The organism is Rhodovibrio salinarum DSM 9154, assembly GCF_000515255.1.
GTDB lineage: Bacteria > Pseudomonadota > Alphaproteobacteria > Kiloniellales > Rhodovibrionaceae > Rhodovibrio > Rhodovibrio salinarum.
In genome coordinates this window covers 3,204,700-3,229,356 of sequence record NZ_KI911559.1, presented here as the reverse complement: position 1 = coordinate 3,229,356, position 24,657 = coordinate 3,204,700, and the positions used below count along the sequence as shown (strand labels likewise).

Here is a 24,657-nt window from a genome sequence, read left to right as displayed (position 1 = left end):
CGAGCGAGGTAGAAGAACCATGGATCTGGGTGGCTGGACGCTGCTGGTACTCGTCGTGCTGTATTTCGTGCCGCTTACCCTGGCGGTCTGGCGCGGACACCCGAAAGCGATGGCGATCCTTGCCATCAATATCGCTTTCGGCTGGACGGTTGTGGGCTGGGTGATCGCGCTGGTCTGGTCGATGACCGGTCCGAACTACCGCTATGCCCCGAAAACGCAGTATCAACAGAACGACGGCGAGCATCCGGGCGCGTAAAGCAAGAAAGCCCCGGCGGTATCCGCCGGGGCTTTCTTGGGCAGAGCTTGGGGGCTCTACCTATTCCGCGGCATCGCGTTGGGCGGCGAGGGTGCGCATCCGCTCGAGCAGGGCGGCATGCGCTTTCATGCCGTTGTCGAAGCAGGCCAACTCGAATTTCTCGTTCGGGCTGTGCATGCGGTCGTCGTCCAGCCCGAAGCCCATCAGCAGCGTGTCGATGCTCAGGACGTCCTTGAACTCGCCCACCACCGGGATCGAGCCGCCGGAGCCGATGTTGACGGGGGTTTTGCCATAAACGTCGGCCAGGGCATCGCGTGCGGCCTGCAGGTAGGGGCTGTCGGTCGGCACCTTGATCGCAGGCGACCCGTTGTGGGTATGCAACTCGAAGCTGCAGCCCGGATGCAGCCGCTCGGCGATGAAGGTGCGGAAGCCGGCCAGCACGGCATCTGGGTCCTGGTCGGGCACCAGGCGGAAGCTGATTTTGGCAGCGGCTTGTGACGGGATCACGGTCTTCGAGCCCGCGCCGGTGTAGCCGCCCCAGATACCGTTGATGTCGGCCGTGGGGCGCGACCATAGGCGCTCCAGGAAAGGGCGGTCCTGCTCGCCGCTGGAGGCGGGCACGCCGATTCCTCCCAGGACAGCTTCTTCGTCCAGGCCAAGCTCGTGCCATTGGCGCAGGGTCTCGGCATCCGGATCGGCCACGGCGTCGTAGAAGCCGGGAATCTGGATGCGCCCCTGGGCATCGTGCAGTTCGCCCAGAACGCGCGTCAGGGCGTTCGCGGGGTTCGGCGCCACGCCGCCATAGAGGCCGGAGTGCAGGTCGTGGCTGGGTCCGGTTACCGTCACTTCCGTGTACAGCATGCCGCGCAGCTGCGTGGTGATCGCCGGCGTGTCGACGTCCCAACTGCCGGTGTCGGAGACCACGGCGACGTCGGCCTGCAGCTCTTCGGCGTTTGCCTTCAGGAAGGGCACCAGCGAGGGGCTACCGGTTTCCTCCTCGCCTTCGAAGAAAGCTGTCACCGCGACGGGAAGCGTGCCGTGCACCGCCTGCCAGGCACGGAACGCCTCGACGAAGGTCATCAACTGGCCCTTATCGTCGACCGCGCCGCGGGCGACCATCCGCCGGCCGCGTGGACCATCGACGATCTGCGGGTCGAACGGCCCGCTGTCCCACAGTTCCACCGGATCGGGCGGCTGCACGTCGTAGTGGCCGTAGTACAGCAGGTGCGGCGCGCCGCTGGCGTCTCCGGGGCCGGGGTGGTGGGCAACCACCATCGGATGGCCGGTGGTGTCGCGCAACTCGGCCGTGAAGCCGATCTCGGTCAGTTGGTCGACCAGCCACTGGCCGGCCTCGCGCGCCTTGTCGTTGTAGGCTGGATCGGTCGAAACGCTGGGAATGCGCAGGAAGTCCTGCCAGCGCTTCAGCGCGTTGTCGAAATCTGCGTTCAGATGGTCCAGCACCGGCTGCAGCCGCGTGCTCACGCCGTCGCTCATCAGATATCGTCCTCCCGGCCTTCGCGCTCGCGGCGGCGCTGCTCCCGCCAGGCATCGAATGCCTTGGCGTCCGCGGCATTGGAGAAGCTGAAATACATCTCGCGGCCGGTGCGGGGCACGTCAGCGCCGTAGCAGATGTCCCACTGGCCCGCGCAGTGCCACTCGCACCAGCTGATCTCGGGGCCCATCAGGGACTCGTCCTGGACCGGGCGGGTGGCGTGGCCGACGAACACGTCGTTGCCCCGCCAGCCGTGCAGGCGCTTGCTGTTCCAAACCTTGTGCGAGGCCGTGCGGATGTCGCACAGCCGCTGGTCATCTCCCTGTCGGCGCACGGGCGTCGTGGTCGCCGCGCCGGGCGCGGCGGTCGTGGGAAGTCGCGGGGCCATGGCGGTTCTACCCTTCCATTGTGGTCGCGCTCGCGAACAGGCAGGGCGGGCCGCAGAGTCGGAGAATCGCTGCGGCCCGCGTCCGGCTACTGGGCGGACCGTAACGTAAAGAGGCAAGGCTGGCGAGCCGGCCAACGCGTCTGCGCGCCCGAAAATGGCCGGCTCACCGAAAGCGCCAGTCGAGGCCAGTTCAGGCCAGGGCCGTGGGACGTGTATCTTGCGCGACCGGCGTGACCGGGGCGTCCTCGGCGACGTCACATAGCTGGTCCAGCAGCTCGACTGCGCGGTCCCAGTACCAGTTCCGCCGGGTTGGCCGCGCCACACAGGCAACGGCGGCGATCAGGACACGGGCGACCGACTCCGCCTGCTGCACGCCATCGCCGTCCCGCCGCGCGGTGAGCGCGTTGCGTAGAGGCCAGATCAAGGCTGCACGGTCCCACTCGATGTCCTGGGCGATGCGCAGTTGCTCCACGTCATCGCCGTGGGTTAGCTGACCGGTCAGTTCGGCCGTTAATTCGGCGGCCTGAGCTTGGTCCTGGGTCCGTGCGCTGGCCTGCAGGTCGGTCACGATGGCCGGCAGCAGCATCTCGATCAGCGCCGCGTGCAAGAGTGCCTGCCGCTGGTCGTCCAGCCGATCCGCCGTGCCCACGATGCGCGGGGCGAAGGGGCGCAGGCGCTGGCGTGTCTGGCGGTCCATGGCGTCGTTCACCGCCCGCGCGAAGGCCGCGATCACCGGCGAGGCGCAGCGTGGCTGGTCGCCGTGGGCTTCCTGGGCCAAGCGGGCGACCAGGGACATGACGCACAACTTCATCTGTGCGGGGTCGCCGCGGCTGCGCACCAGTTCGACATGCTCGATCAGGCGTTCGGTATGCGGCTGTTCCGTCATTGGGTCTTGCGCTCCTTCACTGACCGCCCGGTCGGCGCACACATCGCGTGCCGACCAAGGCGCCGGACTTCGCGGCCTCCAGGCATCTGGACGCCGCGTGCGTCGTTCGCGCCGCCGGGCCTGCCGGTCCCGTCGTTGGGACACAGGCCTTCGATAACAGTGGCGCAGGCAGGCATGATCGCCAACCCACTAAACGTGCGAACGGCCGCGAAAGGTTCCGCAAGATCCGGAATCAACCGGAATATAGGCAGCCAGATGGTGCCCGGCTGCGTTCAGGACGCCGATGTTAAAGCTTGTTGGCGCTGGAACGCTGCTTCCACGGCTTCGTCGATCTCACGCGTGTCCTGTGCCGGGCCGCCGATGGCAGACAGTTCGGCTTCAAGGGCCTGAAGAAGGTGATGGGCGACCTCGGCCTTGCCCTGGGTACAGGCTTGTTCGTGGGCCGCGATGATCTTGTCGCTTAAGCGTTGCATGAGCTGCTTTCTCGAAGAGGCTGCGGAGTAGTGGAGCACCGTCAACTGTCGGCTGGAAAGGGTTAGCGGCTGGTAAAGAATGACCGGCGGCCCTCGTCGATGGCCCTGCGCGTTAACGTCCTGCTTACACCTGTCCACGCACAATTCTTCAGGCTGCTGTCAGCACCAAGGGCGGGTTGGGAGCGAGAGCGTGCACGATGACAACGAGCCTAAAGCGGGCGGCACCCTCTCGAGACAGGATCGGCGGGCGCATCGTCGCTCGCGGGTGCTTTGGGGCGCCACGCTGATGGCCGACGGGGTCGATGGTGAGGTTACCTGTACGGTGGTGGATATCTCCGCCGGCGGGGCGAAGCTGATGCTGAACGAGAAACTGATCGGCCGCGACCCTGACCTGTTGAGCGTGGTGACGCCGGGCGAACGGGTGACGTTGAGCGTGCGCGCGTCCGGTTCCGTTCCGGCAGAGGTGGTCTGGCAGGAAGGTGACCGCGCAGGACTGCGTTTCCTGATCGACCCGGCCGACGTGCGTGCCCGTTTCCCCGGTGTGGTACCGCCGGATTAACCGGGGTATCGTACGGCCTTGCAGTCATTTCCGTACCGTCGCAGGCTGTGGGCTATGTGCGTCTTTCCGACCCTGTCACGTCATCGTGTGCCGGTGCAGGCGCTGGCGTGTGGTCTGCTGGCTGTCGCGATCTCGACGCCAGCCGGGCCGGCACGTGCACAAGAGCCCGGCGATCCGCAGCATGGGCGCGAGGTGTTTCAACGGGCCTGCCAGCCTTGCCACGACGCTGTTCCGGGATCGCATCAGGTCGGGCCCAGTTTGTACGGCGTGATTGGCCGGACCGTCGGTACGGCCCAGGGCTACCGGCGTTATTCCAAGGCCTTGAAGCAGGCCGAGGGGGCTTGGACGCCCGAGCGCCTGAACCGCTACCTGAGCGACCCGCAGGCGATGTTCCCGGGGCAACGCAAGCAATACGACGGCCTGAAGATCCCGCAAGACCGGGTGGACCTGATCGCCTATCTGCACCACCTCGCAGAATAAGCCCGCAGCCTATCCGTCTGTCGGGCAGAACGGGGTGGCGCTGAGAGCAGAACCGCAGGCGCCATCTTGGGCGATCCAACGTGGCCGGGCAGCATCTTCTCACACGTTCCACGCTTCCTGGCTTCGAGGTGACGCCAGCCGCAATCGGACAAAGGGCAGCGCAGATGAGCGACATCACCTCCGAAGAGACGCTCACCGGCACGCGCCGGAACCTGAAGATCGGCACCACCGCCGGCTCGCTGCTGTGGAACGGTCTGCGCTCCTCGATCGGCTTCACCGGCGACCGCGACCGTCAGGCGCAGGCGTTGAAGGAGGCGCTGGGCAGCCTGCGGGGGCCGATGGTGAAGTTTGCTCAGCTCCTGGCTTCGATCCCTGAACTGCTGCCGCCGGAATACGCCCGCGAGCTCTCGGAGCTGCAGTCGAACGCCCCGCCGATGGGCCGTCCCTTCGTCAAGCGACGGATGACGAACGAACTGGGCGCAGGCTGGCGCAAGCGCTTCGCCGAGTTTTCGCTGGAGCCGGCTGCGGCGGCGTCGCTGGGGCAGGTGCACCGGGCGACGCTGCACGACGGACGTGAGGTCGCCTGCAAGCTGCAATATCCGAGCATGTCCGAGACGGTGGAATCCGACCTGAAGCAAGCCGGCTGGATGATGGCGCTGTTCGAGCGTTACGAGGGCTCGATCCGCACCGGTCGAATTGTCGAGGAACTGAAGGCGCGCATCCTGGAGGAACTCGACTACACCCTCGAATACCGTCGGATGGCCATGTACCGCGAGATGCTGTCGGACGAGCCCAACGTGCACGTCCCTGAGCCGGTCGCCGAGTTATCGACCGACCGTCTGCTGACCGCCGACTGGCTGCATGGCGAGCCGATCACGGCCGCGTTCGACCTCGAGGCTTATGACCAGGAGACGCGCAATGGGATCGCGATGAACGTGTTCCAGCTCTGGTATCGGCCACTCTACAGCTATGCGGTGATCCACGGCGACCCGCATTTCGGCAACTACACGATCCGCCCGGACAACGCGATCAACCTGCTGGATTTCGGCTGCGTGCGTGTCTTTCCCGCGAGCTTCGTTGAGGGGGTGATCCGGCTGTACGAGGCGCTGCGCGACGACGACCAGGAGAAGGCGGCCTATGCCTACCGCTGTTGGGGGTTCGGCAAACTGACCCACGGTCTGATGGAGGTCCTGAATGAGTGGGCGCGCTTCGTCTACGCGCCGTTGCTGGACGACAGCGACCGCCCGATTGGCCATCGCGAGCACGTTTCGGAAGGGCGTACGCGTCTGTCCGAGGTGCGCAAGAAGCTCTCGGAAGCCGGCGGGATCGAGTTGCCGAGCGAGTTCGTCTTCATGGACCGGGCCAGCGTCGGATTGGGTGCGCTGGCCTTGCGCCTTGACGCACGGGTCAACTGGCACCGTATGTTCAACGCCATGATCGAAGACTTCGACCGGGACGTCGTCGAGCAGCGCCAGGCCGACCTGCTGTCCCGCCACGGCCATCCGGCGGTCGACGCCAGTCAGCGCAGCCTGGTCTAGATGCTGGGGCGTTTGTTGAAGCGTGTGCGCGGTGGCCCGCCGGCTGAGGCCGCCCCCGATCCCGCTGCCGAGAGTCGGCGCGATTTTGTCGAGCGGTTCCGCGCGGCGGTGCAGGAGGTCGCAGCGAGCGACATCCTCACCCAGCTGTCGGCAGGTTATGGCGTGAAGAGCGCGGTGAGCGCGTTCCAGGCCCGCTATGGCGGGGTCGATGGATTCCTCGCCCAGCCGCTCGACGCGCGTCGCGGCTATCTCGACGAACTGGCCGAGGACAAGCGTCAGATGACCGAGAACGGGCAGGTGGAGGCGGTCGGCCACGGCCTGTTCAAGACCGCCCTCACCCTGCTCGCCACCGACTCTCCGGACCGTGCCCTGTTCCGCGAGTGTTTGGAGATCCTGGCGCTGCTGTCGCCCAAGGCGACGGAGCTGATCCCGCGGCAGGCGTGAGTCGCACCCGTTTATCCGCTGACCGAAGCTGTGGCCGCCATGGGGGCATCATCGCGGTGGCGGGCTCAAACGGCGCGGCTTCGTGCCAGCCAGTCCAGGAAAGCCAGCGTTTCACGACCCGGCCGCTTGGGCGCCAGAGCGACATAGGTCTGCCCGCTTGGCTCGAAGCCGAAAGGGGCCCTCAGACGGCCCGCCGCCAGGTCGTCCCGAACCAGGACCTCGGGGGCGATCGCAACCCCCAGCCCGGCCGTTGCGGCCTCCAGCATGAAGTAGAAATGCTCGAATTCGCGGCCGCCTTCGGGGGCCGGGAGATCCTGGCTTCGACACCAGTCTTGCCAGGCTGCAGGCCGGGTTTTGGTGTGCAGCGCCGGAGCATCGCGTAGGGGGTCTTCGACACGCTCTGCCAGCATCGGGCTGAGCACCGGACCGACCTTGTCCGGGAACAGCTCGATCACCTCGCCCTCGGTCCAAGGGCCGTGTCCGACACGGATCGCGACATCGAGAGATTGTCGCGCGAAGTCGACCGGGCCATCGTCGGCGGAAAGCCGGACCTCGACGCCGGGGTGCTCCGCGTGAAACCCGAACAGGCGCGGAATCAGCCAGCGCATCGTCAGCGTCCCCAGACAGGAGACGTCCAGGACGCGGCGGTCCCGGTCGACCAGTCGGGCGACCGCCGCTTCGATACCGTCGAAGGCCTCCTGCAAGGCAGGGTGGAGGTCGACCGCCGCACGCGAAGGTGTCAGCCGGTTGCGCGGACCTTCGAACAGGGGCACGCCGAGCGTTTGCTCGAGACCGCGCACCTGGCGGCTGACGGCCCCGTAGGTCACACCAAGCTCCTCGGCGGCGAGGCGCATCTGACCATGTCGCATGGTGGCCTCGAAGGCCCGGAGTGCGTTCAGTGGTAAAGCGCCTCTCTTCATGTGCGAAATACTCACTTATCGCGTCAGGAAAGATCGTTTTTCTGCTGGAATCGTATCGCCGATAAGAGAGTGGCACACATGAAATCGCCTCCCTCCCGGCTCCAGGGACCGGCCAGGTCCATGCAACCGGCCCCCGCGCCGGTATGCCTGAAGCCAGGTCTCTAGGGATCGCGGCGCTTTTCCGGAGACAGGTTCTTGGAGAATCAGGTCTTTGCGGCGGTACTTCTGGCCGCGCTTTTGCACGCTGGCTGGAACTCGACCGTGAAAGTCAGCCTGGATCGCGTCTCGACCATGTTGCTGCTCGCCCTGGCCCAGGCGGTCATCGCGCTTTCGCTGCTGCCCTTCGTCCCCCCGCCGCACCTGGACGCCTGGCCGTGGATCGCTGGAGCCGCGGCACTGCATGCGAGCTACAAGCTATTTCTGATTCAGGCCTACGCTCATGCAGATCTGAGTCAGGCTTATCCGGTCACGCGCGGGACCGCGCCGCTGTTGGTGACGCTCTTTTCCGTCGTGGCTCTGGGCGCGCACTTCGATATGGCGGCTCTGGTTGCGGTCTGCGCGATCTCGGCGGGTGTTCTGTTGATGGCGGTAAAAGGGGCCGTGTCGGGATGGATGGGTGGGCGGGCGCTGGCCTTCGCACTCGTGACAGCCGGGTTCACGGCCAGCTATACCCTGGTCGACGGTGTCGGTGCCCGTGTCGCCGGAACCCCATCCGGTTTCATTTTCTGGATGGTCATCGGCGATGCCTGCGTGATGGTCGTGTATGTGCTGGCAACGCGTGGCCATGCGGCTTTTCTGGCACTGCGACCGAGTTGGAGGGGAGGTGCCACTGCCGGGGCGATGTCGTTCGGTTCCTATTGGATCGCCGTCTGGGCTTTCACTCGGGCGCCGATCGCCCTGGTCGCGGCATTGCGCGAGAGCAGCATCCTGTTCGCGACGCTGATCGCGTTTTTCATCCTTCGCGAATCCGTGAGCGGCTGGCGATGGGCATCGACGGGCCTGATCGCCGCTGGCGTGGTACTGATGAAATTCTGAGGCGATCCGGCCCGGACACAAGCGCGCCCGGGCCGGGGTCAGGGTGATCGGCGTTCCTGCTTACACGTCGATGTCGATCACGACCTTGCCGACGGCCTTGCCGCTTTCCAGCCGTTCGTGCGCCTTTGGCACGGTCTTCAGAGTGAAGTGTTCGACGTCCAGGTGCGGGCGTAGCCGGCCGTCTTCGGCAAGCGCGCGGGCGTTTTCCAGGATCTCGGTATGGGCTTCCTTGCCCTGGCCGGTCAGCATCGGCAGCAGCATGAACACCGCGTGCAGCGACAGTCCCTTGGCGTGCATCTGCGACAGGTCGGTGGTGTAGGTCGTCACGATGGCGGCGATCTGGCCGTTGACCTTGGCGAACGCGAAGGCGCCCGACAAATCGTCGCGTCCGGTGGCGTCGAGCACCACGTCGAAACCGGCCCCGTCCGTCTGCTCCTGAACGATCGCATCCATCGACAGCTGGTGGTAGTTCGGCGCGGCGTCGGCGCCCAGTTGATGGGCCATTTCTGCTTTTTCCGGGTTGGAGACCGTGGCGACGACATACGCGCCGCGGGCCTTGGCAAGCTGGATCGCGACGTGGCCGACACCGCCGGCACCGCCACGGATCAGGACCCGTGTGCCTTCGCCCACGTGGCAGCGTTGCAGCGCCTCCGCGGCCGTGATCGTGACCAATGGCAGGGCCGCGGCCTCACGCATGTCGAGCGTGCTTGGCTTGGGGGCGATCAGGCGCTGGTCGGCCAGGATGTACTCGGCGTAGGTGCCGCCATGGCCCTTCACGCCGCCCATGCAGCCGAACACCGTATCGCCTTCCTGGAACCGGCTGACGCCTGGGCCGACCGCGACCACCGTGCCGGCGCCGTCGCAGCCCAGCACGGTGGGCGGTTCCGGCGCGATCTCGCGGCCGCCGCCGCGCAGCTTGGTGTCGACCGGGTTGACGCTGGCCGCGGCGAGCTTGATCAGCACTTCGCCTTCGCCGGGCTGTCGGGGATCGTCGACTTCGGCCAGCTTGAAGGCATCGGGACCGCCGAAGGCGGTGAGGGTCTGGGCGCGCATTGCGGAGTCTCCTGAATCGAATGTGATTTCCGCGCCGACACGTGTGAGCCGAGGTCATCCCTGGCAAGGGTGGGGCCGAAAGGCGGACACATCGCCTTGACGCCCTGCTGCCTTTCGCGGAAGGAATGCGCGCGTCATGTCCGTCGAACCCAATTCCCAAGACCGTGCCATCAAGCGGATCACCAGCCCGGGCAACACCCAGGTCAAGGCGATCCGCGCGCTACACCAGAAGAAGCACCGCGAGTCCGAGGGCCGCTTCCTGGCCGAGGGGCTGCGCATCCTGGCCGAGGCGATCGATCAGGGGCACGCGATCGAGACGCTGGTCGTGCTGCCCGAAATGCGTGACCACCGGGTCGGTGCGCGGCTGGTCGCGCACACGCTCGATAACGGCGGCAGCGTGCTGGAGGTGAGCGAACCGGTGCTCGCCAAGATCGCCCGCAAGGACAATCCGCAAGGCGCGGTCGGCGTCTTGCCGCAGCGCTGGGAACGGCTGGAGACGGTCGACGCGACGGGCGATCGCTGCTGGGCGGTGCTGGAGGGCATCCGCGACCCCGGTAACCTGGGGACGATCCTGCGCACCCTGGATGCGGTCGGCGGGGCGGGGGCGATCCTGCTGGACCAGTGCTGCGACCCCTATTCGATCGAGGGGGTGCGCGCCTCGATGGGTTCGCTGTTCTGCCAGCGGCTGGTGCACACGGATTTCCAGACCTTCCAGGCTTGGCGCGCGCGCCAGGGCGGGATGCTGGTCGGCACTTCGCTGAAGGCGACCCGCGATTATCAGCAGGTGACCTACCCGCGGCCGACCTTCGTGTTCATGGGTAACGAGCAATCCGGCCTGCCGGCCGAGTACGAGGCCGGCTGCGACGAGCTGGTGCTGATCCCGATGCGTGGGCGCGCCGATTCGTTGAACGTCTCGATCGCCGCCTCGGTGATGCTTTACGAGGTGCTGAACCAGGACCGCCGCCGGTCGGGAGGGCAGGAATGAGTGGTGTCAACTTGACCCATCGCCTGCCGCTGCTAACGACGGCCGACGGCTGGGAGGACTACGCGCTGCTGGACTCCGGCGCCGGGCGCAAGCTGGAGCGCTACGCCGATCACACCGTGATTCGCCCGGAGCCGCAGGCGATCTGGCAGCCGGCGCTTGCGGACGAGATCTGGCAGGCCGCCGACGCCTGGTTCGAAGGCACCGACGACAGCGCCAGCCGCTGGGGGTTCAACGGGGCGCCCGCGCAGGCCTGGCCGATGCGTTACGCCGATGTGGCGTTCGAGGCGCGCTTCACCCCCTTTCGGCATCTGGGCGTGTTCGTCGAGCAGGCCGCGCAGTGGGACTGGTTCCGGCCACTGATCGAGGCGCGCACCGCCGCGGGGCGGCCCGTGCGTGTGCTTAACCTGTTCGCCTATACCGGCGTCGCCAGCCTGATCGCCGCGCGGGCAGGGGCGGACGTGACCCATCTGGATGCGTCCAAGAAGGCGATCACCTGGGCCAACCGCAACCAGGAGCTCGCTGGCCTGCAGGACGCCCCGATCCGCTGGATCGCCGACGATGCGGTCAAGTTCCTGCGCCGCGAGGTCAAGCGCGGGCGCACCTACGACGGTGTGCTGCTCGACCCGCCCAAGTACGGCCGGGGCACCAAGGGGGAGGTCTGGCAGCTCTACGAGGGGCTGCCCGAACTGCTGCAACTCGCCACCCAGGTGCTGAGCGAGGACGCGCTGTTCCTGGTCGCCACCGTCTACGCGATCCGGATGTCCAGCACGTCCCTGCACTACGGGCTGGCGGAAGCGCTTGCCGAACGCGCAGGTATGCTGGAAAGCGGCGAGATGGGCGTGTGCGATCAGGCGGGTCGTACTTTGGTCAGTGCCATCTTCGCGCGCTGGCAGGCGGAGTGAGCGCGTACGGCCCGCTCCTTCCCCTGGCGTAGAGCCACGCGCCCCCGGCGTAGGACCCACGCGAACGAAGGGGTTAGTGCTCCTGCGCAAGTGCCAAAATTACGCCAAGCGCGCATTCTATCCTCCTCACGTTCGCGTAGAAAACGGTCGGACTCCTGGCGGGGTCGCCGTGGTGCGGGGGATGGATAGATGCAGAACTACGAAGTCTATTGCCGACCGCTGGGCAGCCGGGACCTTCCGGCGACGATGATGTTCGTCGTGGAAGGGCCAGATCACAACGGAGCATGGCGCCAAGCCGCGCAGAGCTGCTTCGATGGTGGCGTGGTGCAGGCCCGGGACGGCAGCGATCTGTGGTTGCGTCCACGGAACTGGACGGTCTGCCGGGTCCGGCCCTCCGTGCCCGCCGTCGAGGGGCAGCCGGACGAGGACGATGGCTGGCCCCGTCCTGATCCCGAATTCGCCAGTCCGGCAACGCGCGAGATGGCGATGTCCCGCGTCTATGCCGGTCGGTGCTATGAGAGCCTGCCGATCCGCCGCAGTCGGACGGTCTTGGCGTTTGCCGGCAACAGTCGCCCGGTCGCGCTGCGGTTGGTCTAATCGCGCCTGGCTGCTTGGCGCCGCTTTGTCGTTTCCCTGAGCTGATCTGGCGGCCATCCCATGGGTGGTCGCCTTTTTGTTCCTATGCCACAGTCACTCGGCTGCGCGATTGCGCGGCGCGAAGGGGGACGGTCGGTCGGCACACCATGTAGCCACCAAAAAAAGACGACCAGAACGGCTACCTGAGGATCGTTGCCCTCATGGGTAGCGGTTCTGACCGTCCCCGGGTGCTTTTATCATTGTTCGAGTTTAATCGACGGACTCTGCCGGTTCGGTGCGTTTGTGCCCGGCTGATAACGTCTTACCGTAGCGTTTGGCCGTGGTCCGTGCTGAGGTTCTTGGGATCGATGTTGATTTCGCCTGCGTTCATGCCCCGGTTGAGCGCCCAAATCGCGGCCTGCGTGCGGTTGCGGACCTGAATCTTGCGCAGGATGCTCTTGAGATGGACCTTTACGGTCGCCTCGGTGACGTGCAGGCGGTTGGCGATCGCCTTATTGCTGTCGCCGGCGACCAGGCACTGCAGGATCTGCGTTTCCCGTTCCGAGAGCGACGGCGAGCCCGCCTGCAGTTTCGGGGACGAGACGGCTGCACTGGCGCCGCCGGCCAGCAGCATGGTGACCAGCTGCGAGGGGAAAACCCGCTCGCCCGCCATGACTAGATGGAGCGACTTCAGCAGGGCGCTTGAGGAGACGTTCTTCGAGACCAGTCCGTCGATCGGAGCGCTGAAGCAAGCAACGAGGAAGGTTGGATCCTCACTGGCGCTGAGGACGACGATCTTGGACGTCGGATACCAGCCGCGCAGCTGGTCGAGATTGCGGCGGGCAACTTCCGGATCGTGACCGCAGTCGATCAGGATCAGGTTGGGCTCGGCGTCTTCGGAGCCCTGTGTACGCAACTCATCGAGCGTGGAGGCTTCTTTTGCAACTGTCAGGTCGCCGCGACTTAGAATGGCGATGAGTCCTTCGCGCGATAGGCGATTGGCATCGATAACGTAGGCATTAATCTCGGTCATAGCGGCATATCCCCATGGGCGGGTTGGCCGGTTCTTTTTGATCTGCGACCTGACCCGATCGGTCTTTAATCAACCGGCTGTGAACGTACCCGTCTCGTCAGCACCACCGTGTTCCCCGATGGGCTTCCCAAGTTCGGTGTTGGATTTTTGTTTTACCGATTCCGCGCGCACATCACACTACCTAAAAAGAATGAAACGTTCGCTTGATTTCGTCATTGATGTTTTTTGGCTAACAAAGGAATCATACTCCTTTCCGTCATGCCCCGCAGAAGTTCTATATCCAAACTCCTTTTGGTGAATCCCCGCTGCGTCCTGTGAATGCTGATCGTTCGGCGGGCTGAGAAGGGGGCAACGGGCCGGATACAACAAGGTCGGACCGGGGTAGCCTGCGCATAATCGCACCCCCATGCCGTAGCGTTTCGCACCGGTCATTACTCTCACGCGGCTTGGCTGATCGCACATGCGCGCGGTCCGTTACTGCTTGTGCTATATATGGGGCATGGGTCTCTCCGAGCGAGTGCCGACATCTGAGATCCTGGACAAACTCGCCCGGGACGCCACGTCCGACGAGGTGACTCTCGGGTGGATTATCGGACGCCTGAGCGAGCGTTCGTTCGGCATCGTGATGCTGCTCATCGGGCTGGTCGGTCTGCTGCCGGGCGTCTCCACCTTCGCGGGGGTTCTGCTGGCGATACCGGCGATTCAGATGATGCTCGGTCGCGACGAGCCCGTCCTCCCAGCGCGCGTCGCGCACCGCCGGTTTTCCACGCGACGTCTTGGCCGTTTGATTGCCCGGGTGACGCCGACCCTCCGCTGGATCGAACGCGCCGTTAGACCGCGCTGGAACACGCCGTTTGAAACCAGGAAGCGCGTGGTCGGACTGATCGCGTTTCTGCTCGGCGCAACGCTGCTGATCCCGGTGCCGTTCAGCCATTTGTTGCCGATCGCTGCGATCATGCTGCTGGCCTTCGCTTTCTTGGAAGAAGACGGCCTGATCCTGGCGATCGCCATCGCCGTTTCCTTACTCTCACTCGCCGTCAGTGCAGCTGCACTCTGGGGGGTCATCGAAGTCGGCCTTCTGATTTAACTCCCTCTGAGCGGCTCCATTGAGGGCTCCAGAGATCGCGGTGTCGGGCTCACCGGATTGGCCATTTAGGGAATAAAAGGCGATAGAGATGCCGGGGCTTGCCATGGCGGCGGCGAATGACCAAGCACGCGGCGTAAGGCGCGATGCGTGGCCAGTGGACGCTTTACTCGGCCGGATCGCGGTCGGGCAAGGCGGTGCGGGTCAGGCCCAGGCGCTCGGGCAGGCGGCGGAGGTCATCGAGGACCAGGTACAAGCACGGGGTCAGCAACAGCAGGATCGCGGTGGCGAACAGGATGCCGTAGCCAAGCGACAGGGCCATCGGAATCAGGAAGCGCGCCTGCCGGCTGGTTTCGAAGATCATGGGCGCGAGCCCGCCAAAAGTCGTCAGCGTCGTCAGCAGGATCGGCCGGAAGCGACGCACGCCAGCCATATGCATCGCGGTGAAGGCATCGTGGCCTTCGTTCAGGCGTCGGTTGGCGTAGTCGATCATCACCAGCGCGCCGTTCACGACCACGCCGCCCAGCGCGATCATGCCCATGATCGAGATGATCGACAGCGCGTAGCCCATCAGCAAGTGGCCCAGGATCGCACCGACCACACCGAACGGGATCGCGGTCATCACGATCAGCGGCTGAACGTAGCTGTGCAACGGGATCGCCAGCAGGGCGAAGATCAGGAAGAGCCCCGCGGAAACGGTGTAGACGAAGGAATCCAACGCTTCGCGCATTGACGCCTGGCGGCCTTCGAACGCGTAGTCCAGTCCCGGGTAGTCCGCGGTGAGCTGCGGCAGCATCTCCGCGCGCAGCGTTGCGGTGACACGGCTGGTAGCCTCGATCGGGGTGACGTTGGCGGTCACCGTGACGGTTCGCCGGCCGTCGCGTCGGGTGATCTTGGTGTAGGCACGGTCGCGGTTGATGTTGGCAACCTGGGTCAGGGGCACGGTGCCGCCGCCCGGGACCTGGATCAGCATGTCCTCGATGTCTTCCAGGCCGTCGCGCTCAGATTCCGGTGCGCGCACCAGCGCGGTGACCTCGTTGCGCCCGCGTTGCTGCTTGACCGCTTCCAGGCCGTAGAACTGTCCGCGCACCTGACGGCCGATTTCCGCCGCCGACAGACCGAGCGCGCGCGCTTCCTCGGTGAGCGTAATGTCGAGCTGTGGCTTGCCGTCGCCCGTGCCGTCGTCGACGTCCTTGACCGGCGCTAGACCGGACATCCGCTGGGCGAGGTCGGAGGCCGCGCGTTCCAAGGTGTCAACGTCCGGGTGGCTCAGTTCCACCGACAGCGACGGTCCGCCGCCTGGACCGCCCTGGCTGGAGTAGCGGATATACTCGACGCCCGACAGCTCGCCGACCTGATCGCGCCACTTCTCGGTGAACGCGCGGGTGGAGATCGGCCGCACATCAGGTGGGCTTAGGTAGACACGGACCTCGATCTGGTCGGACTCGATCTCGGCATAGGTGCCGTCGCCGAGCTGCGTGCCGCCGTTTTCCGCCAGCACCGTTTCCGCCGCCGCGACGAGCGTTTCTCGAACCTTTTCCCGGCGGCTGTCCGGCGCGCCGACGGGCATCACGGCGGTCGCCTCCGCCACGCTGGCCTCGACCTCCGGCATCAGGATGAAGCCCATGCGTCCGCTAACCGGGATCGCGACGACGACCGCGAGGATCGCGATCGCGGCGGCGATGGTCAGATAACGCAGGCGCATCGCAACCGCGAGCAGCGGGCCGAAGCCGCGTTCGGTCACGCTCTGCAGACCGTCGGCGAAGATGCGTTGCCAGGCGTGCAGGCGCGCGCCGATCCCGGTCGTCGGATTTGGCCGGACGTGGCCCAGGTGCGCGGGCAAGATCAGCATCGCCTCGACCCAGGAGATCAGCAGCGCGGTCGCCACGATCGCCGGGATGACCGCCCAGATCTGCCCCCAGGCGCCCGGGATCAGCGCCATCGGCAGGAAGGCCACCACGTTGGTCAGAATCGAGAAGGCGATCGGGACCGCGATGTCGCGCGCGCCGTGGATCGCGGCCTCGATCGCGCCCATCCCGCGCTGGCGGTGTTCGTAGATGTTCTCGCCCGCGACAATGGCGTCGTCGACCACGATGCCGAGCGCCAGGATGAAGGCGAACAGGCTGACCATGTTGATGGAGACGTCCAGCACCGGCATGAAGATGAAGGTGCCAACGAACGCCACCGGGATGCCGACGGTCACCCAAAACGCCAGCTTGAACTCCAAAAACAGGCTCAACAGCACAAGCACTAGGCACAGGCCCATGAAGCCGTTCTTGAGCAGCAGATCGATACGCTGCTGGTAGACCTCCGAGGCATCGTCCTGGATCGTGACGTCGATCTGCGGCGGCAGTTCCGAGAGCACCTCGGGCAAGGCGTCATGCACGGCTTGCGAGACCCCGGTGGGAGTCTCGTTCCCCACCCGGAAGACCTCGACCCCGATCGCGGGCGTGCCGTTGTACCAGGCAGCTTCGTCGGTTTCGGAGAAGCCGTTGCGCACCTCCGCGATGTCGCCCAGGCGGACGATCGAACCGGATTTACTGGTCACCACCGGGATCTGGGCGAATTCGTCCGCCCACTCCTTGCGCTCCTTCAAGCGCACCAGGAACTCGCCCTTGCCGGTCTCCAGGCTGCCGCCCGCGCGGTCCAGCGCGGAGTCCGCCACAATTTGGCGCACCTCCTCCAACGTCAGGTCGTAAGCGCGCAGGGAGTCCTGCGGCACGTCGATCAACACCCGGAACTCCCGAATGCCCTCGAGCCCGACCTGGGTTACGCCGTCGGCCTGGATCAGGCTGTCGCGCACGCGCTCGGCCGCCTCGCGCAGGACATCGCGGTCGACGTCGCCGAAGATCTGCATGTCCAGCACGTCGCGCCGCCACTTCTTGGAGCGCAGATCCGGTTCTTCGGCATCGTCGGGAAAGGTGGTGATGCTGTCCACCGCCTGTCGGACGTCTTGGTAGACCCGCTGGTAATCGGCGCTCTGCTGCACCTCCGCGGTGATCGTCGCGCTGCCTTCGCGCGCGGTCGAGGTCACTTCCTCGACGCCGATAATCCCCTGAACCGCCTCCTCGACCGCCAGGATGACCCCCTGCTCGACTTCCGATGGGCTGGCGCCGGGGTAGGGCACCTGGACGATCACGCTGTCGGCCTGGAACTCGGGGAAGACCTCCTGGCGGATCTGCGTGGTCATCAGCAGTCCGCCGATCAGTAACACCGCCATCAGCAGGTTGGGCGCCACCCGATGCCGGGCCATCCAGGCAAGCGGGCCGCGCGCGTCCGGGTCCGGGCGCTGGGCCCGGCGCGCCTGGATGCGTTGCAGCGGACTCTGCGGATCGTTGTGGTCGCTCATACCGCCCCGCTGCCCGCCGCGTCGTTGCCTTGCTGCCCCTCGTCGCCGCGGGTGCGGAGCTTCATGCCGTTGGTTGGTGTCGCGATCTCGCTGGTGATCACCCGGTCCCCGTCACCGAGGCCGACCGAGACGTAAACTTCCTCTGGCCCGCGGTATGCGATTTCGACCGCCCGGATTTCCAGCCGGCCGTCGCCGGTCATCACCCAGACGCTGTCGCTTTCACGCAGATAGGCGCGATCCAATGCCACAACTTGCTCCAGCCGGTCGCCGGCGATCCGGCCGCGTAGGTAGCTGCCGACCAGCATCGGCGGCTGCTGGTCCAGCGGGTCGGTGACCTCGACCAGCACACGGGCCATCCGGCCCTGTTCGCTCAGGTCTGGGCGTACGCGTACCACTTCGCCCGTACGCGTACGGCCTTCGCCCCAAACGCTCGGGTTGGCCAACTGGACGCGGGAGCCGGGCCCCCGGCTGCTTTGGCGCGCTTCAATCCATCGCAGCTTTGCCGCCGGCACGGCCAGTTCGACGAAGTAGCGGTCGGTGGCGATCAGCTCGGCGATCGTGGTGCCCGCGGAAACCTGGCTGCCGACATCCACCGAGACCGACTGCACCACGGCGTCGAACGGGGCGTGTACCCGCGTGCGCTGCAGGTCGAGCTCGGCGTCCTCCACCGCCGCCTGGGCGGCGTCGACGTCGGCGCGGGCCTGTTGCAACTGTGGCTGGCGCAGGACGAGGTCGCGTTCCTGCTCGCTGAGCTGCTGGTCCAGCAGCTCGGCCTCGGTTTCCGCGACCTTCTGGTTGCCCTGTTCGATCCTGAGCGCCGCCCGGGCCTTGGCGAGTTCCGTTCGCGCCTGGCGCAACGCGACCTTGTAGTCGCTGTCGTCGACGCGGGCCAGCACCTGGCCTTTGCGGACCCGGCCGCCGGGTTCGAGGTCGTCGGCCACGTCGACGATTTCGCCGCCGACCCGCGGGGCGACCTGAACGGAGTCGGCTGGAATCACCTCGCCCCAGGCCTGCACCGTCGCGGTGCGATCGCTGCGGGTGACCGTGACCGTTTCGACCAGACGCGCGGGTTCGCTGCGCTCGGGCGCGCGCTCGCTCGACGGCTGGCTCGACATCAAGGTGTAGACGATGGCCGCGGCCCCAGCCAGCACGGCAAGCGGCAGGACCCCCTGCAGTAGCCCCCGCAGCAGACGGCGGCGCCAGGTCGCGCGCGGTCGGTCTTGCTCGTCGGCGCTCACGTATCGGTCTCCTCGTCCTTGGCCGCGGCCTGGCCACTGTCGGGTGTTTGCACCGGCGCCAGCACCTCGAACGCCTCCCCGGTTGGACGCGGCGGGTCGATATCGCCGGCGAGGGCTCGGGCCAGCGCAACCCGCGCGGCCAGGCGCTGGCGGCGGGCCTCGATCAGCTCGCGTTCCAGATTTTGTACCCGGGTCAGGGCGTCAAGCACGTCCAGGAAGTCGACGTTGGCGTTGACGTAGCGGCTGCGTAGGCGCGCCACGGACTGGCGCGCCAACTCGATCTGCCGGTTCAGGCGTTCGACACGGCGGCCCTGCTGGTCGATCCGGGTCAGGGCGTCCTCGACCTCCTGCAACGCGGTCAGGGCGGTGTCCTCGAACTGCGCCAAGCGCTCGGCGACCACTGCTTGGCTCCGGTCGACCTCGGCCTTGCGCTGCCCGGCATCGAACAGCGGCACCGAGAGCTGCGCGGCCAGGTTGGAGGTCCAGCTGGTGAACAGGTCGGCCGGCGCCGTGGCGGCCGTGGTCAGGCTGCTCGTCAGGTCGATCCGCGGGAAGCGTTCGGCGATGGCCGCGGCGACGCGCTTATCCGCGGCTTGGACGCGCAGCAGCGCCTCCTGCACGTCCGGTCGGCGCGCGATCAGGTCCGCGGGAACCCCGGTGCGCGGCAAGGCCGGTCCCTGGGGCAGGTTGCGCCCGTCGGGCAACGCGCCCGTCCGCGGCGCCCGGCCCAGCAGCACGGTCAGTTCGTTTTCCAGCAACTGTACCTCGCCCCGAGCGGCGTCGATCTGCTGCTGCGTCTGCTGGATCAATTCGCGCTGGCGCAGCAGATCGGCAAGGCCGGCCTGTCCCTGCAGCACGCGCACCTCGACCACGCGTTCGACCGTCCGGTTGGTGTCGAGCTGGCGCTTCAGGAGATCCAGCCGCGCACGTTGGGCAAGCAACTGGTACCAGGTATCCGCCACTTCGCCGGTGAGCGAAAGAGCGGCGGCGTTTAGCTCCTGTCGGGTGGCCTGCGCGTCCAGTCGGGCGGCATCCGCCTGGGCGTCGACCCGGCCCCACAGGTCCAATTCGTAAGACGCCGACAGACCGAGGCTGTAGTTCTCGCTGACATTGTCGTTCGTGAAGCTGCCACCGGTGCCGCTTCGAGCCCGGTCGTTGCTGTCATCTCCACGCAGTTCACCGGTCTGTCGACGGCTTGCCTCTCCGGTGCCGGACAGGCTGGGCCAGCGGTCTGCAGCGGTGCGGCCGGCGACTGCGTGTGCCTGCGCCAGCCGGGCCCAGGTCGCGCGCAGGCTCGGCCGGTCGTTGAGCGCGCGGGTGATCAGCTCGTCGAGCGCGGGATCATCGAACGCTTGCCACCAATCGTCCGGGCGTGGGGCATCGCCGGTGTCGGAAAAGCCGTCTGGCAGCGGGGTGCGGGTCTCGACCGGCGCTGGCTGGGGCGCGCAGGCGCCGAGGAGCAGCAGCCCGGCGGCGGCAAGCAGCAGGCGCGGCCTGTTGGCGCGTCGCGGTGTCGGCATCAGTCCTCGTCGCAGGCGGGCAGGACCGCCGTCTTGCGCAGCCCAAGCGATCGGCGGCGGTTACCATGCACGTCGCGCGCGGGCATGCACGGCGAAGCCGGTGCGGCTTGTGGGAACCTAAGTGGCATTCAGCCCCGCCGGCGTCCAGCAAGATACCGCTGGCGCGCGCATCAGCCGCGCAGAATGTCGAGCGCCAGCGCGCCGCCGCTGGTCGTCCCGGTGGCGAAAATCGCGCCGGCCAACAGGGCCGCCAGCAGGAAATAGCCGATCAGGGCGGCGGCGACGGTGGCCTTGCGCATCGGGGTGCCGGTTCCGGCACCGTGACGGAACTCGCCGTAAAACTCCAGCATGCCGATACCAAGCAGGATCGCGAGCATCGGCATGCCCAGCACGAACAGACCGATCGCGGTCGCCGCGAGCGAGACCGCCATCGCCCCCAGCATGGGCCCGCGCCCTGCGGAAGCGAACAAAGCGCGTAGCACCCGGCCACCGTCCAGCGGGAAGATCGGCAGCAGGTTGAACAGGTTGACGAGCGCGACCATCGCCGCGCTGGCTCCCCAGAAATCGCTGCCAGTTGCGCCGTAGGCAGCTAACAGCGGCGCCACCGAAGCGAGCCCGAACACCGGGCCCATCATGGCGATCTCGTAGTTCTGTGCCTCGCTCAGGCGGTTCTCGGCATCGGCCTGACCCACCGCCACGCCGCCGACGAAGGGGAGCAGGTAGATGCCTTTTACGGGCATGCCGCATCGGCGCATCGACCAGACGTGCCCCAGTTCGTGGATGAAGATCGCCGCGACCAGGAGCAGGGCGAACTGCCAGCTGAATAGGGTGGAGTAGGCGGCCACGCTCGCCCCGGCGAGCGCAAGCTTGGTCACCTTCGGTCCGAGCTTGAGCCCGAGGAAGCCGAGCCCGAGCCAGCCGGTGCGTCCTCGGCGCCGCGCCTTTGCGGGTTGCGGCTGTTCGTCGTGCGGATCGGGCGGGCCCGCTTCGGTTCGCTGGTCGTGTCGCAGCGTCACGGCGTCCTTCCCAGCGTGCGGCTCACGCGAGCTTCCATGTCACCCAAGGGACTTGGGCTGTGCGGGGCTGGTGTCACATGGACACTTGGCCCAAGCGGTTGCTGTTGCAACAGGACGGGCACCGGCACCGCGCTATCGCCACCGCGGTGTCAGGCAGCCTGCTTGGAGTCCGTGGACTGGCCGGCCGGTTTGCCGCCGGGGTTCAGCTGCCAGATCCGATGGTTCAGAACCGCCGCGAAGCTGACCCACACCAGGTAGGGGAGCAGCAGCAAGGCCGCCGTCGTGCTGATTGGAAGGAAGGCCACGATGGTCGCGACGATCGAGGCCCAGAGTCCAACGACCTCGACCAGGCCCCAGCCGGGGCTCTTCATACCGAAGAAGACGGCCGACCAACCGGCGTTCAGCAGCAGGTGCACGAAATAGATGCCGAGCGCCGTGCCCGCCCCGGCGAAGCCCGCGGCTTCGTAAACCATCCAGGCAGCGACCGCCATCATGCCGTAGAGGATCATCCACACCGGTCCGAACAGCCAGTCCGGTGGACGCCACGGAGGCTTGGCGAGCGCCTTGTACCAACTGCCGGGTTTGAAGATCGCCCCTGAAGCTGCCGCTGCGAGCGCCAGCACGACGGAAACGATGAGCGGTATCGCGGAATCCAGGGTCATCATATTCCCTAAGTAGGGGGCGGAGCAGTGCGGATCAACGCCCGTGATGCGCGCTGGCGTCGGTCAGGCTTAGGCGGTGGTGGTCTCACCGAAGAACGTTGGGCGCCGCACGTCCCGCGCGCGGCGCCCGGTGGTCTTGGCAGTTTGGCTATGGCTCAGGACGCAATGACGATGATCAGGAACAGAAACAAAATGAACGCGACCAGCCCGCCGGCCGCTTTGTCCATAGACTCGGGAGAGCCTGGAGTATCAGCCATGGATGCCTCCTTCAGCGGTGTGTGACGCACGGGGTGCAAGGTTAATATTTTGCCTGTATCCCGGCAACTCTCCGTCGCGTGCCGCCCAGGTCGGCAAGAGTTGGCAGCACCGGATACCTGTAGCCCGTTGGCGTGTTCCTCCAGTCCTCCTCAAAGGCGGTGGCGCGTGATGAGGGCAGGTGCGGCAACGTAACCCAGCGGTGTCGTCTCGGATTGCGGGACGGCGAACCAGCAAGGACCGTCGACAACCGCACCCAAACGTCAAGGATAGTTGACGTCAAGAAAAGTAGACACATCGCTTTGGCGCGCCTATGCTTGGCTTTGTAACGCGCCTGAAGTGGATGCCAAGGCTTCGCGAGCCGGCACGGATGGCCCGCGCGCCGGATTTCCGTCTGGATGAGCGCGTTGACGCGGGCTTCTGCGGCTGGGAGGACAAGCGATGACGCAACAGGCCGAGCGAAACCGTCCCTTGCTCGATCGTGTGGCGACGCCAGCGGATCTGCGACGGCTGCCCGAGACCGACTTGCGCCAGCTCGCTGACGAGTTGCGCGCGGAGGTCATCGATGCGGTGTCCGTAACCGGTGGTCACTTGGGCGCCGGGTTGGGCGTGGTCGAGCTGACGACGGCGATCCACTACGTTTTCAACACGCCCGATGACAAGCTGATCTGGGACGTTTCGCACCAGTGCTATCCGCATAAGATATTGACCGGACGCAAGGACCGCATTCGCACCTTGCGCCAGGGCGGCGGCCTCAGCGGCTTCACCAGCCGGGCGGAGAGTGACTACGACCCGTTTGGGGCGGCGCATTCTTCCACCTCGATTTCCGCTGGCCTCGGCTTCGCCGTTGGGCGCGATTACAAGGGCGCGCAGAATCAGGTCATTTCGGTGATCGGCGACGGGGCGATGAGCGCCGGCATGGCCTACGAAGCGCTGAACAACGCCGGCACGCTGCGTTCGCGCATGGTTGTGATCCTGAACGATAACGACATGTCGATCGCGCCGCCGGTGGGGGCGATGAGTGCCTATCTGTCGCGGATCCTGTCCTCGCGCTCCTACCGTTCGGTGCGCGGGGCGATGCGCGATCTGAGCCACCAGTTCCCGCGTCCGGTGCGCGAGGCCGCGCGGCGGGCGGAGGAGTACACCCGTGGCCTGTTCACCGGCGGCACGCTGTTCGAGGAGATGGGCTTCTACTACGTCGGACCGATCGATGGTCACAACCTCGACCACCTGCTGCCGGTGCTGCGCAACGTCCGCGACACGGAAGGTGGGGCGCCGATCCTGATCCACTGTGTGACGCAGAAGGGCAAGGGGTACGAGCCGGCGGAAGGCGCGGCGGACAAGTACCACGGGGTGGCCAAGTTCGATGTGGTCACCGGCAAGCAGGCGAAGCCAACGCCGCAGGCACCGAGCTATACCGGCACCTTCGCGCAGGCGCTGATCCAGGAGGCCGAGGCGGACGCGCGGGTGATGGCGGTGACCGCGGCGATGCCGGGGGGGACTGGGCTGGACAAGTTCGCCCAGAAGTTCCCGGACCGGATGTTCGACGTCGGCATCGCCGAGCAGCACGCGGTGACCTTCTGCGCCGGTCTGGCGTGCGAGGGCATGAAGCCGTTCGCGGCGATCTATTCGACCTTCCTGCAGCGCGCCTACGACCAGGTGGTGCACGATGTGGCGATCCAGAACCTGCCGGTGCGCTTTGCGATCGACCGGGCGGGCATGGTCGGCGCCGACGGCGTCACCCACCAGGGCAGCTACGACGTCACCTATCTGGGCACGCTGCCGAACTTCACGCTGATGGCCGCGGGTGACGAGGCGGAGCTGATGCACATGGTCGCCACGGCGGCGGCTTATGATGACGGCCCGATCGCGGTGCGCTACCCGCGCGGCGAGGGGCTGGGCGTTGAGATGCCGGCGCGCGGCGAGCTGCTGGAGATCGGCAAGGGCCGGATCGTGCGCGAGGGCAGCAAGGTGGCGATCCTGTCCTACGGCGGCCGGCTGGGCGAGGCCTATCGGGCGGCGGACGAGCTGGCGGCGCGCGGGCTGTCGACGACGGTGGCGGACGCGCGGTTCGCCAAGCCGCTGGACCGCGATCTGGTGCGGCGTCTGGCCAAGGAGCACGAGGTGCTGCTGACGGTCGAGGAGGGCGCGATCGGCGGCTTCGCGACGCAGGTGCTGACGCTCCTGGCGGAGGAGGGGCTGCTCGACCACGGCCTGAAGATCCGGCCGATGACCCTGCCGGATCGGTTCATCGACCACGACAAGCCGGAGCAGCAGTACGAGGCCGCTGCTCTCAACGCCTGCCACATGGTCGCCCGGGCGCTAGAGGCGCTGGGGATCGCAAATGACGGCGCATCCACGGAGGTCGTCCGCAGCGCCGGCCGGACTGGTTATCGCGCGGTCTGAGCCGTGTCGCTGCGCCATCGCGCGCACTGGCACGGCCAGCTCCGATCCGTTACGAGTCCTAAAATGATGAACGCGTGCGGCGTGGGTTAAACCAAACCTTTCGCCCA

General features: G+C 66.6%; 23 protein-coding genes. 11 read left to right on the top strand and 12 right to left on the bottom strand.

Annotated features, from left to right (window positions below; genetic code table 11):
• The first annotated feature begins 19 nt into the window (after nucleotides 1–19).
• Nucleotides 20–256 (top strand): superinfection immunity protein, encoded by a 237-nt coding sequence (locus RHOSA_RS22820; RefSeq protein ID WP_037256448.1) that lies wholly within the window; start codon nucleotides 20–22, stop codon nucleotides 254–256.
• Nucleotides 257–316: 60 nt separating this feature from the next.
• Here the strand turns inward: RHOSA_RS22820 and RHOSA_RS0114970 are convergent, their stop codons facing one another.
• The 4 genes from RHOSA_RS0114970 to RHOSA_RS25555 all read right to left on the bottom strand — a co-directional run bounded on the left by RHOSA_RS0114970 (nucleotide 317) and on the right by RHOSA_RS25555 (nucleotide 3,495).
• Nucleotides 317–1,750, bottom strand: a complete 1,434-nt coding sequence (locus tag RHOSA_RS0114970; RefSeq protein ID WP_027289311.1) for a dipeptidase — start codon at nucleotides 1,748–1,750, stop codon at nucleotides 317–319.
• Entirely contained in the window at nucleotides 1,750–2,136 is a 387-nt protein-coding gene (locus tag RHOSA_RS0114965) for a hypothetical protein (RefSeq protein WP_027289310.1), read from the bottom strand. Before RHOSA_RS0114965 ends, RHOSA_RS0114970 begins: the two co-directional genes overlap by 1 nt.
• A 190-nt stretch (nucleotides 2,137–2,326) precedes the next feature.
• The gene (locus tag RHOSA_RS0114960) at nucleotides 2,327–3,022 is read right to left on the bottom strand and encodes a hypothetical protein (protein WP_027289309.1); all 696 of its coding nucleotides are present in this window, start codon (nucleotides 3,020–3,022) and stop codon (nucleotides 2,327–2,329) included.
• Nucleotides 3,023–3,294: 272 nt separating this feature from the next.
• Nucleotides 3,295–3,495 (bottom strand): hypothetical protein, encoded by a 201-nt coding sequence (locus RHOSA_RS25555; protein WP_200371965.1) that lies wholly within the window; start codon nucleotides 3,493–3,495, stop codon nucleotides 3,295–3,297.
• A gap of 190 nt (nucleotides 3,496–3,685) precedes the next feature.
• Here RHOSA_RS25555 and RHOSA_RS24830 point away from each other — a divergent pair, with 190 nt between their 5' ends.
• The 4 genes from RHOSA_RS24830 to RHOSA_RS0114935 all read left to right on the top strand — a co-directional run bounded on the left by RHOSA_RS24830 (nucleotide 3,686) and on the right by RHOSA_RS0114935 (nucleotide 6,516).
• Nucleotides 3,686–4,054, top strand: coding sequence for a PilZ domain-containing protein (locus tag RHOSA_RS24830; RefSeq protein WP_169816636.1), 369 nt, complete (start codon nucleotides 3,686–3,688; stop codon nucleotides 4,052–4,054).
• Between the two features lie 54 nt (nucleotides 4,055–4,108).
• Nucleotides 4,109–4,534: a c-type cytochrome gene (locus tag RHOSA_RS0114945; RefSeq protein ID WP_037256445.1), complete on the top strand. Its 426-nt coding sequence runs from the start codon at nucleotides 4,109–4,111 to the stop codon at nucleotides 4,532–4,534.
• Nucleotides 4,535–4,698: 164 nt separating this feature from the next.
• Complete coding sequence (locus RHOSA_RS0114940) at nucleotides 4,699–6,072, top strand: ABC1 kinase family protein (protein ID WP_037256443.1); 1,374 nt, start codon at nucleotides 4,699–4,701, stop codon at nucleotides 6,070–6,072.
• Entirely contained in the window at nucleotides 6,073–6,516 is a 444-nt protein-coding gene (locus tag RHOSA_RS0114935; protein ID WP_027289305.1) for a hypothetical protein, read from the top strand.
• A gap of 65 nt (nucleotides 6,517–6,581) precedes the next feature.
• Here the strand turns inward: RHOSA_RS0114935 and RHOSA_RS0114930 are convergent, their stop codons facing one another.
• Nucleotides 6,582–7,436, bottom strand: coding sequence for a LysR family transcriptional regulator (locus RHOSA_RS0114930; protein WP_027289304.1), 855 nt, complete (start codon nucleotides 7,434–7,436; stop codon nucleotides 6,582–6,584).
• A gap of 195 nt (nucleotides 7,437–7,631) precedes the next feature.
• On the opposite strand from RHOSA_RS0114930, the gene RHOSA_RS0114925 reads away from it, so the two are divergent.
• On the top strand, nucleotides 7,632–8,471 hold the full coding sequence (locus RHOSA_RS0114925) for an EamA family transporter (protein ID WP_027289303.1): 840 nt from the start codon (nucleotides 7,632–7,634) through the stop codon (nucleotides 8,469–8,471).
• A 60-nt stretch (nucleotides 8,472–8,531) separates the two neighbouring features.
• Here the strand turns inward: RHOSA_RS0114925 and RHOSA_RS0114920 are convergent, their stop codons facing one another.
• Nucleotides 8,532–9,524: a zinc-dependent alcohol dehydrogenase family protein gene (locus tag RHOSA_RS0114920; RefSeq protein ID WP_027289302.1), complete on the bottom strand. Its 993-nt coding sequence runs from the start codon at nucleotides 9,522–9,524 to the stop codon at nucleotides 8,532–8,534.
• Between the two features lie 136 nt (nucleotides 9,525–9,660).
• Between RHOSA_RS0114920 and RHOSA_RS0114915 the strand changes: the two genes are divergently transcribed.
• The 3 genes from RHOSA_RS0114915 to RHOSA_RS0114905 all read left to right on the top strand — a co-directional run bounded on the left by RHOSA_RS0114915 (nucleotide 9,661) and on the right by RHOSA_RS0114905 (nucleotide 12,008).
• The gene (locus RHOSA_RS0114915; protein ID WP_051432189.1) at nucleotides 9,661–10,509 is read left to right on the top strand and encodes a TrmH family RNA methyltransferase; all 849 of its coding nucleotides are present in this window, start codon (nucleotides 9,661–9,663) and stop codon (nucleotides 10,507–10,509) included.
• Entirely contained in the window at nucleotides 10,506–11,411 is a 906-nt protein-coding gene (locus RHOSA_RS0114910; protein WP_027289300.1) for a class I SAM-dependent methyltransferase, read from the top strand. Before RHOSA_RS0114915 ends, RHOSA_RS0114910 begins: the two co-directional genes overlap by 4 nt.
• Before the next feature lie 189 nt (nucleotides 11,412–11,600).
• Nucleotides 11,601–12,008: a hypothetical protein gene (locus RHOSA_RS0114905; RefSeq protein ID WP_027289299.1), complete on the top strand. Its 408-nt coding sequence runs from the start codon at nucleotides 11,601–11,603 to the stop codon at nucleotides 12,006–12,008.
• 301 nt (nucleotides 12,009–12,309) lie between these two features.
• Here RHOSA_RS0114905 and RHOSA_RS22815 read toward each other — a convergent pair whose 3' ends face one another.
• Nucleotides 12,310–13,020: a LuxR C-terminal-related transcriptional regulator gene (locus RHOSA_RS22815; RefSeq protein WP_051432188.1), complete on the bottom strand. Its 711-nt coding sequence runs from the start codon at nucleotides 13,018–13,020 to the stop codon at nucleotides 12,310–12,312.
• A gap of 499 nt (nucleotides 13,021–13,519) precedes the next feature.
• Here RHOSA_RS22815 and RHOSA_RS0114895 point away from each other — a divergent pair, with 499 nt between their 5' ends.
• The gene (locus RHOSA_RS0114895; protein WP_027289298.1) at nucleotides 13,520–14,107 is read left to right on the top strand and encodes an exopolysaccharide biosynthesis protein; all 588 of its coding nucleotides are present in this window, start codon (nucleotides 13,520–13,522) and stop codon (nucleotides 14,105–14,107) included.
• A gap of 163 nt (nucleotides 14,108–14,270) precedes the next feature.
• Here RHOSA_RS0114895 and RHOSA_RS22810 read toward each other — a convergent pair whose 3' ends face one another.
• The 5 genes from RHOSA_RS22810 to RHOSA_RS22795 all read right to left on the bottom strand — a co-directional run bounded on the left by RHOSA_RS22810 (nucleotide 14,271) and on the right by RHOSA_RS22795 (nucleotide 21,889).
• Nucleotides 14,271–17,453 carry an efflux RND transporter permease subunit gene (locus RHOSA_RS22810; protein WP_081728749.1) on the bottom strand — a complete coding sequence of 1,061 codons (3,183 nt, stop codon included), beginning with the start codon at nucleotides 17,451–17,453 and terminating at the stop codon, nucleotides 14,271–14,273.
• Nucleotides 17,450–18,691 carry an efflux RND transporter periplasmic adaptor subunit gene (locus RHOSA_RS0114885; protein ID WP_027289297.1) on the bottom strand — a complete coding sequence of 414 codons (1,242 nt, stop codon included), beginning with the start codon at nucleotides 18,689–18,691 and terminating at the stop codon, nucleotides 17,450–17,452. The genes RHOSA_RS22810 and RHOSA_RS0114885 overlap by 4 nt, the downstream gene beginning before the upstream one ends.
• Nucleotides 18,688–20,211: an efflux transporter outer membrane subunit gene (locus tag RHOSA_RS22805; RefSeq protein WP_051432187.1), complete on the bottom strand. Its 1,524-nt coding sequence runs from the start codon at nucleotides 20,209–20,211 to the stop codon at nucleotides 18,688–18,690. The genes RHOSA_RS0114885 and RHOSA_RS22805 overlap by 4 nt, the downstream gene beginning before the upstream one ends.
• Nucleotides 20,212–20,381: 170 nt before the next feature.
• Nucleotides 20,382–21,227: a metalloprotease gene (locus tag RHOSA_RS22800; RefSeq protein WP_051432186.1), complete on the bottom strand. Its 846-nt coding sequence runs from the start codon at nucleotides 21,225–21,227 to the stop codon at nucleotides 20,382–20,384.
• 149 nt (nucleotides 21,228–21,376) lie between these two features.
• Nucleotides 21,377–21,889 (bottom strand): TspO/MBR family protein, encoded by a 513-nt coding sequence (locus tag RHOSA_RS22795; RefSeq protein WP_037258634.1) that lies wholly within the window; start codon nucleotides 21,887–21,889, stop codon nucleotides 21,377–21,379.
• A 696-nt stretch (nucleotides 21,890–22,585) separates the two neighbouring features.
• Here RHOSA_RS22795 and dxs point away from each other — a divergent pair.
• Nucleotides 22,586–24,550 carry a 1-deoxy-D-xylulose-5-phosphate synthase gene (dxs, locus tag RHOSA_RS0114860; RefSeq protein ID WP_027289296.1) on the top strand — a complete coding sequence of 655 codons (1,965 nt, stop codon included), beginning with the start codon at nucleotides 22,586–22,588 and terminating at the stop codon, nucleotides 24,548–24,550.
• The last annotated feature ends 107 nt before the right edge of the window (nucleotides 24,551–24,657 follow it).

What these genes read in the sequence shown, in the direction of transcription:
- RHOSA_RS22820 (WP_037256448.1), top strand. Translation starts at nt 20, where the DNA reads ATGGATCTGGGTGGCTGGACGCTGCTGGTACTCGTCGTGCTGTATTTC.
- RHOSA_RS0114970 (WP_027289311.1), bottom strand. Translation starts at nt 1,750, where the DNA reads ATGAGCGACGGCGTGAGCACGCGGCTGCAGCCGGTGCTGGACCATCTG.
- RHOSA_RS0114965 (WP_027289310.1), bottom strand. Translation starts at nt 2,136, where the DNA reads ATGGCCCCGCGACTTCCCACGACCGCCGCGCCCGGCGCGGCGACCACG.
- RHOSA_RS0114960 (WP_027289309.1), bottom strand. Translation starts at nt 3,022, where the DNA reads ATGACGGAACAGCCGCATACCGAACGCCTGATCGAGCATGTCGAACTG.
- RHOSA_RS25555 (WP_200371965.1), bottom strand. Translation starts at nt 3,495, where the DNA reads ATGCAACGCTTAAGCGACAAGATCATCGCGGCCCACGAACAAGCCTGT.
- RHOSA_RS0114945 (WP_037256445.1), top strand. Translation starts at nt 4,109, where the DNA reads ATGTGCGTCTTTCCGACCCTGTCACGTCATCGTGTGCCGGTGCAGGCG.
- RHOSA_RS0114940 (WP_037256443.1), top strand. Translation starts at nt 4,699, where the DNA reads ATGAGCGACATCACCTCCGAAGAGACGCTCACCGGCACGCGCCGGAAC.
- RHOSA_RS0114935 (WP_027289305.1), top strand. Translation starts at nt 6,073, where the DNA reads ATGCTGGGGCGTTTGTTGAAGCGTGTGCGCGGTGGCCCGCCGGCTGAG.
- RHOSA_RS0114930 (WP_027289304.1), bottom strand. Translation starts at nt 7,436, where the DNA reads ATGAAGAGAGGCGCTTTACCACTGAACGCACTCCGGGCCTTCGAGGCC.
- RHOSA_RS0114920 (WP_027289302.1), bottom strand. Translation starts at nt 9,524, where the DNA reads ATGCGCGCCCAGACCCTCACCGCCTTCGGCGGTCCCGATGCCTTCAAG.
- RHOSA_RS0114915 (WP_051432189.1), top strand. Translation starts at nt 9,661, where the DNA reads ATGTCCGTCGAACCCAATTCCCAAGACCGTGCCATCAAGCGGATCACC.
- RHOSA_RS0114910 (WP_027289300.1), top strand. Translation starts at nt 10,506, where the DNA reads ATGAGTGGTGTCAACTTGACCCATCGCCTGCCGCTGCTAACGACGGCC.
- RHOSA_RS0114905 (WP_027289299.1), top strand. Translation starts at nt 11,601, where the DNA reads ATGCAGAACTACGAAGTCTATTGCCGACCGCTGGGCAGCCGGGACCTT.
- RHOSA_RS22815 (WP_051432188.1), bottom strand. Translation starts at nt 13,020, where the DNA reads ATGACCGAGATTAATGCCTACGTTATCGATGCCAATCGCCTATCGCGC.
- RHOSA_RS0114895 (WP_027289298.1), top strand. Translation starts at nt 13,520, where the DNA reads ATGGGTCTCTCCGAGCGAGTGCCGACATCTGAGATCCTGGACAAACTC.
- RHOSA_RS22810 (WP_081728749.1), bottom strand. Translation starts at nt 17,453, where the DNA reads ATGAGCGACCACAACGATCCGCAGAGTCCGCTGCAACGCATCCAGGCG.
- RHOSA_RS22805 (WP_051432187.1), bottom strand. Translation starts at nt 20,211, where the DNA reads ATGCCGACACCGCGACGCGCCAACAGGCCGCGCCTGCTGCTTGCCGCC.
- RHOSA_RS22795 (WP_037258634.1), bottom strand. Translation starts at nt 21,889, where the DNA reads ATGACCCTGGATTCCGCGATACCGCTCATCGTTTCCGTCGTGCTGGCG.
- dxs (WP_027289296.1), top strand. Translation starts at nt 22,586, where the DNA reads ATGACGCAACAGGCCGAGCGAAACCGTCCCTTGCTCGATCGTGTGGCG.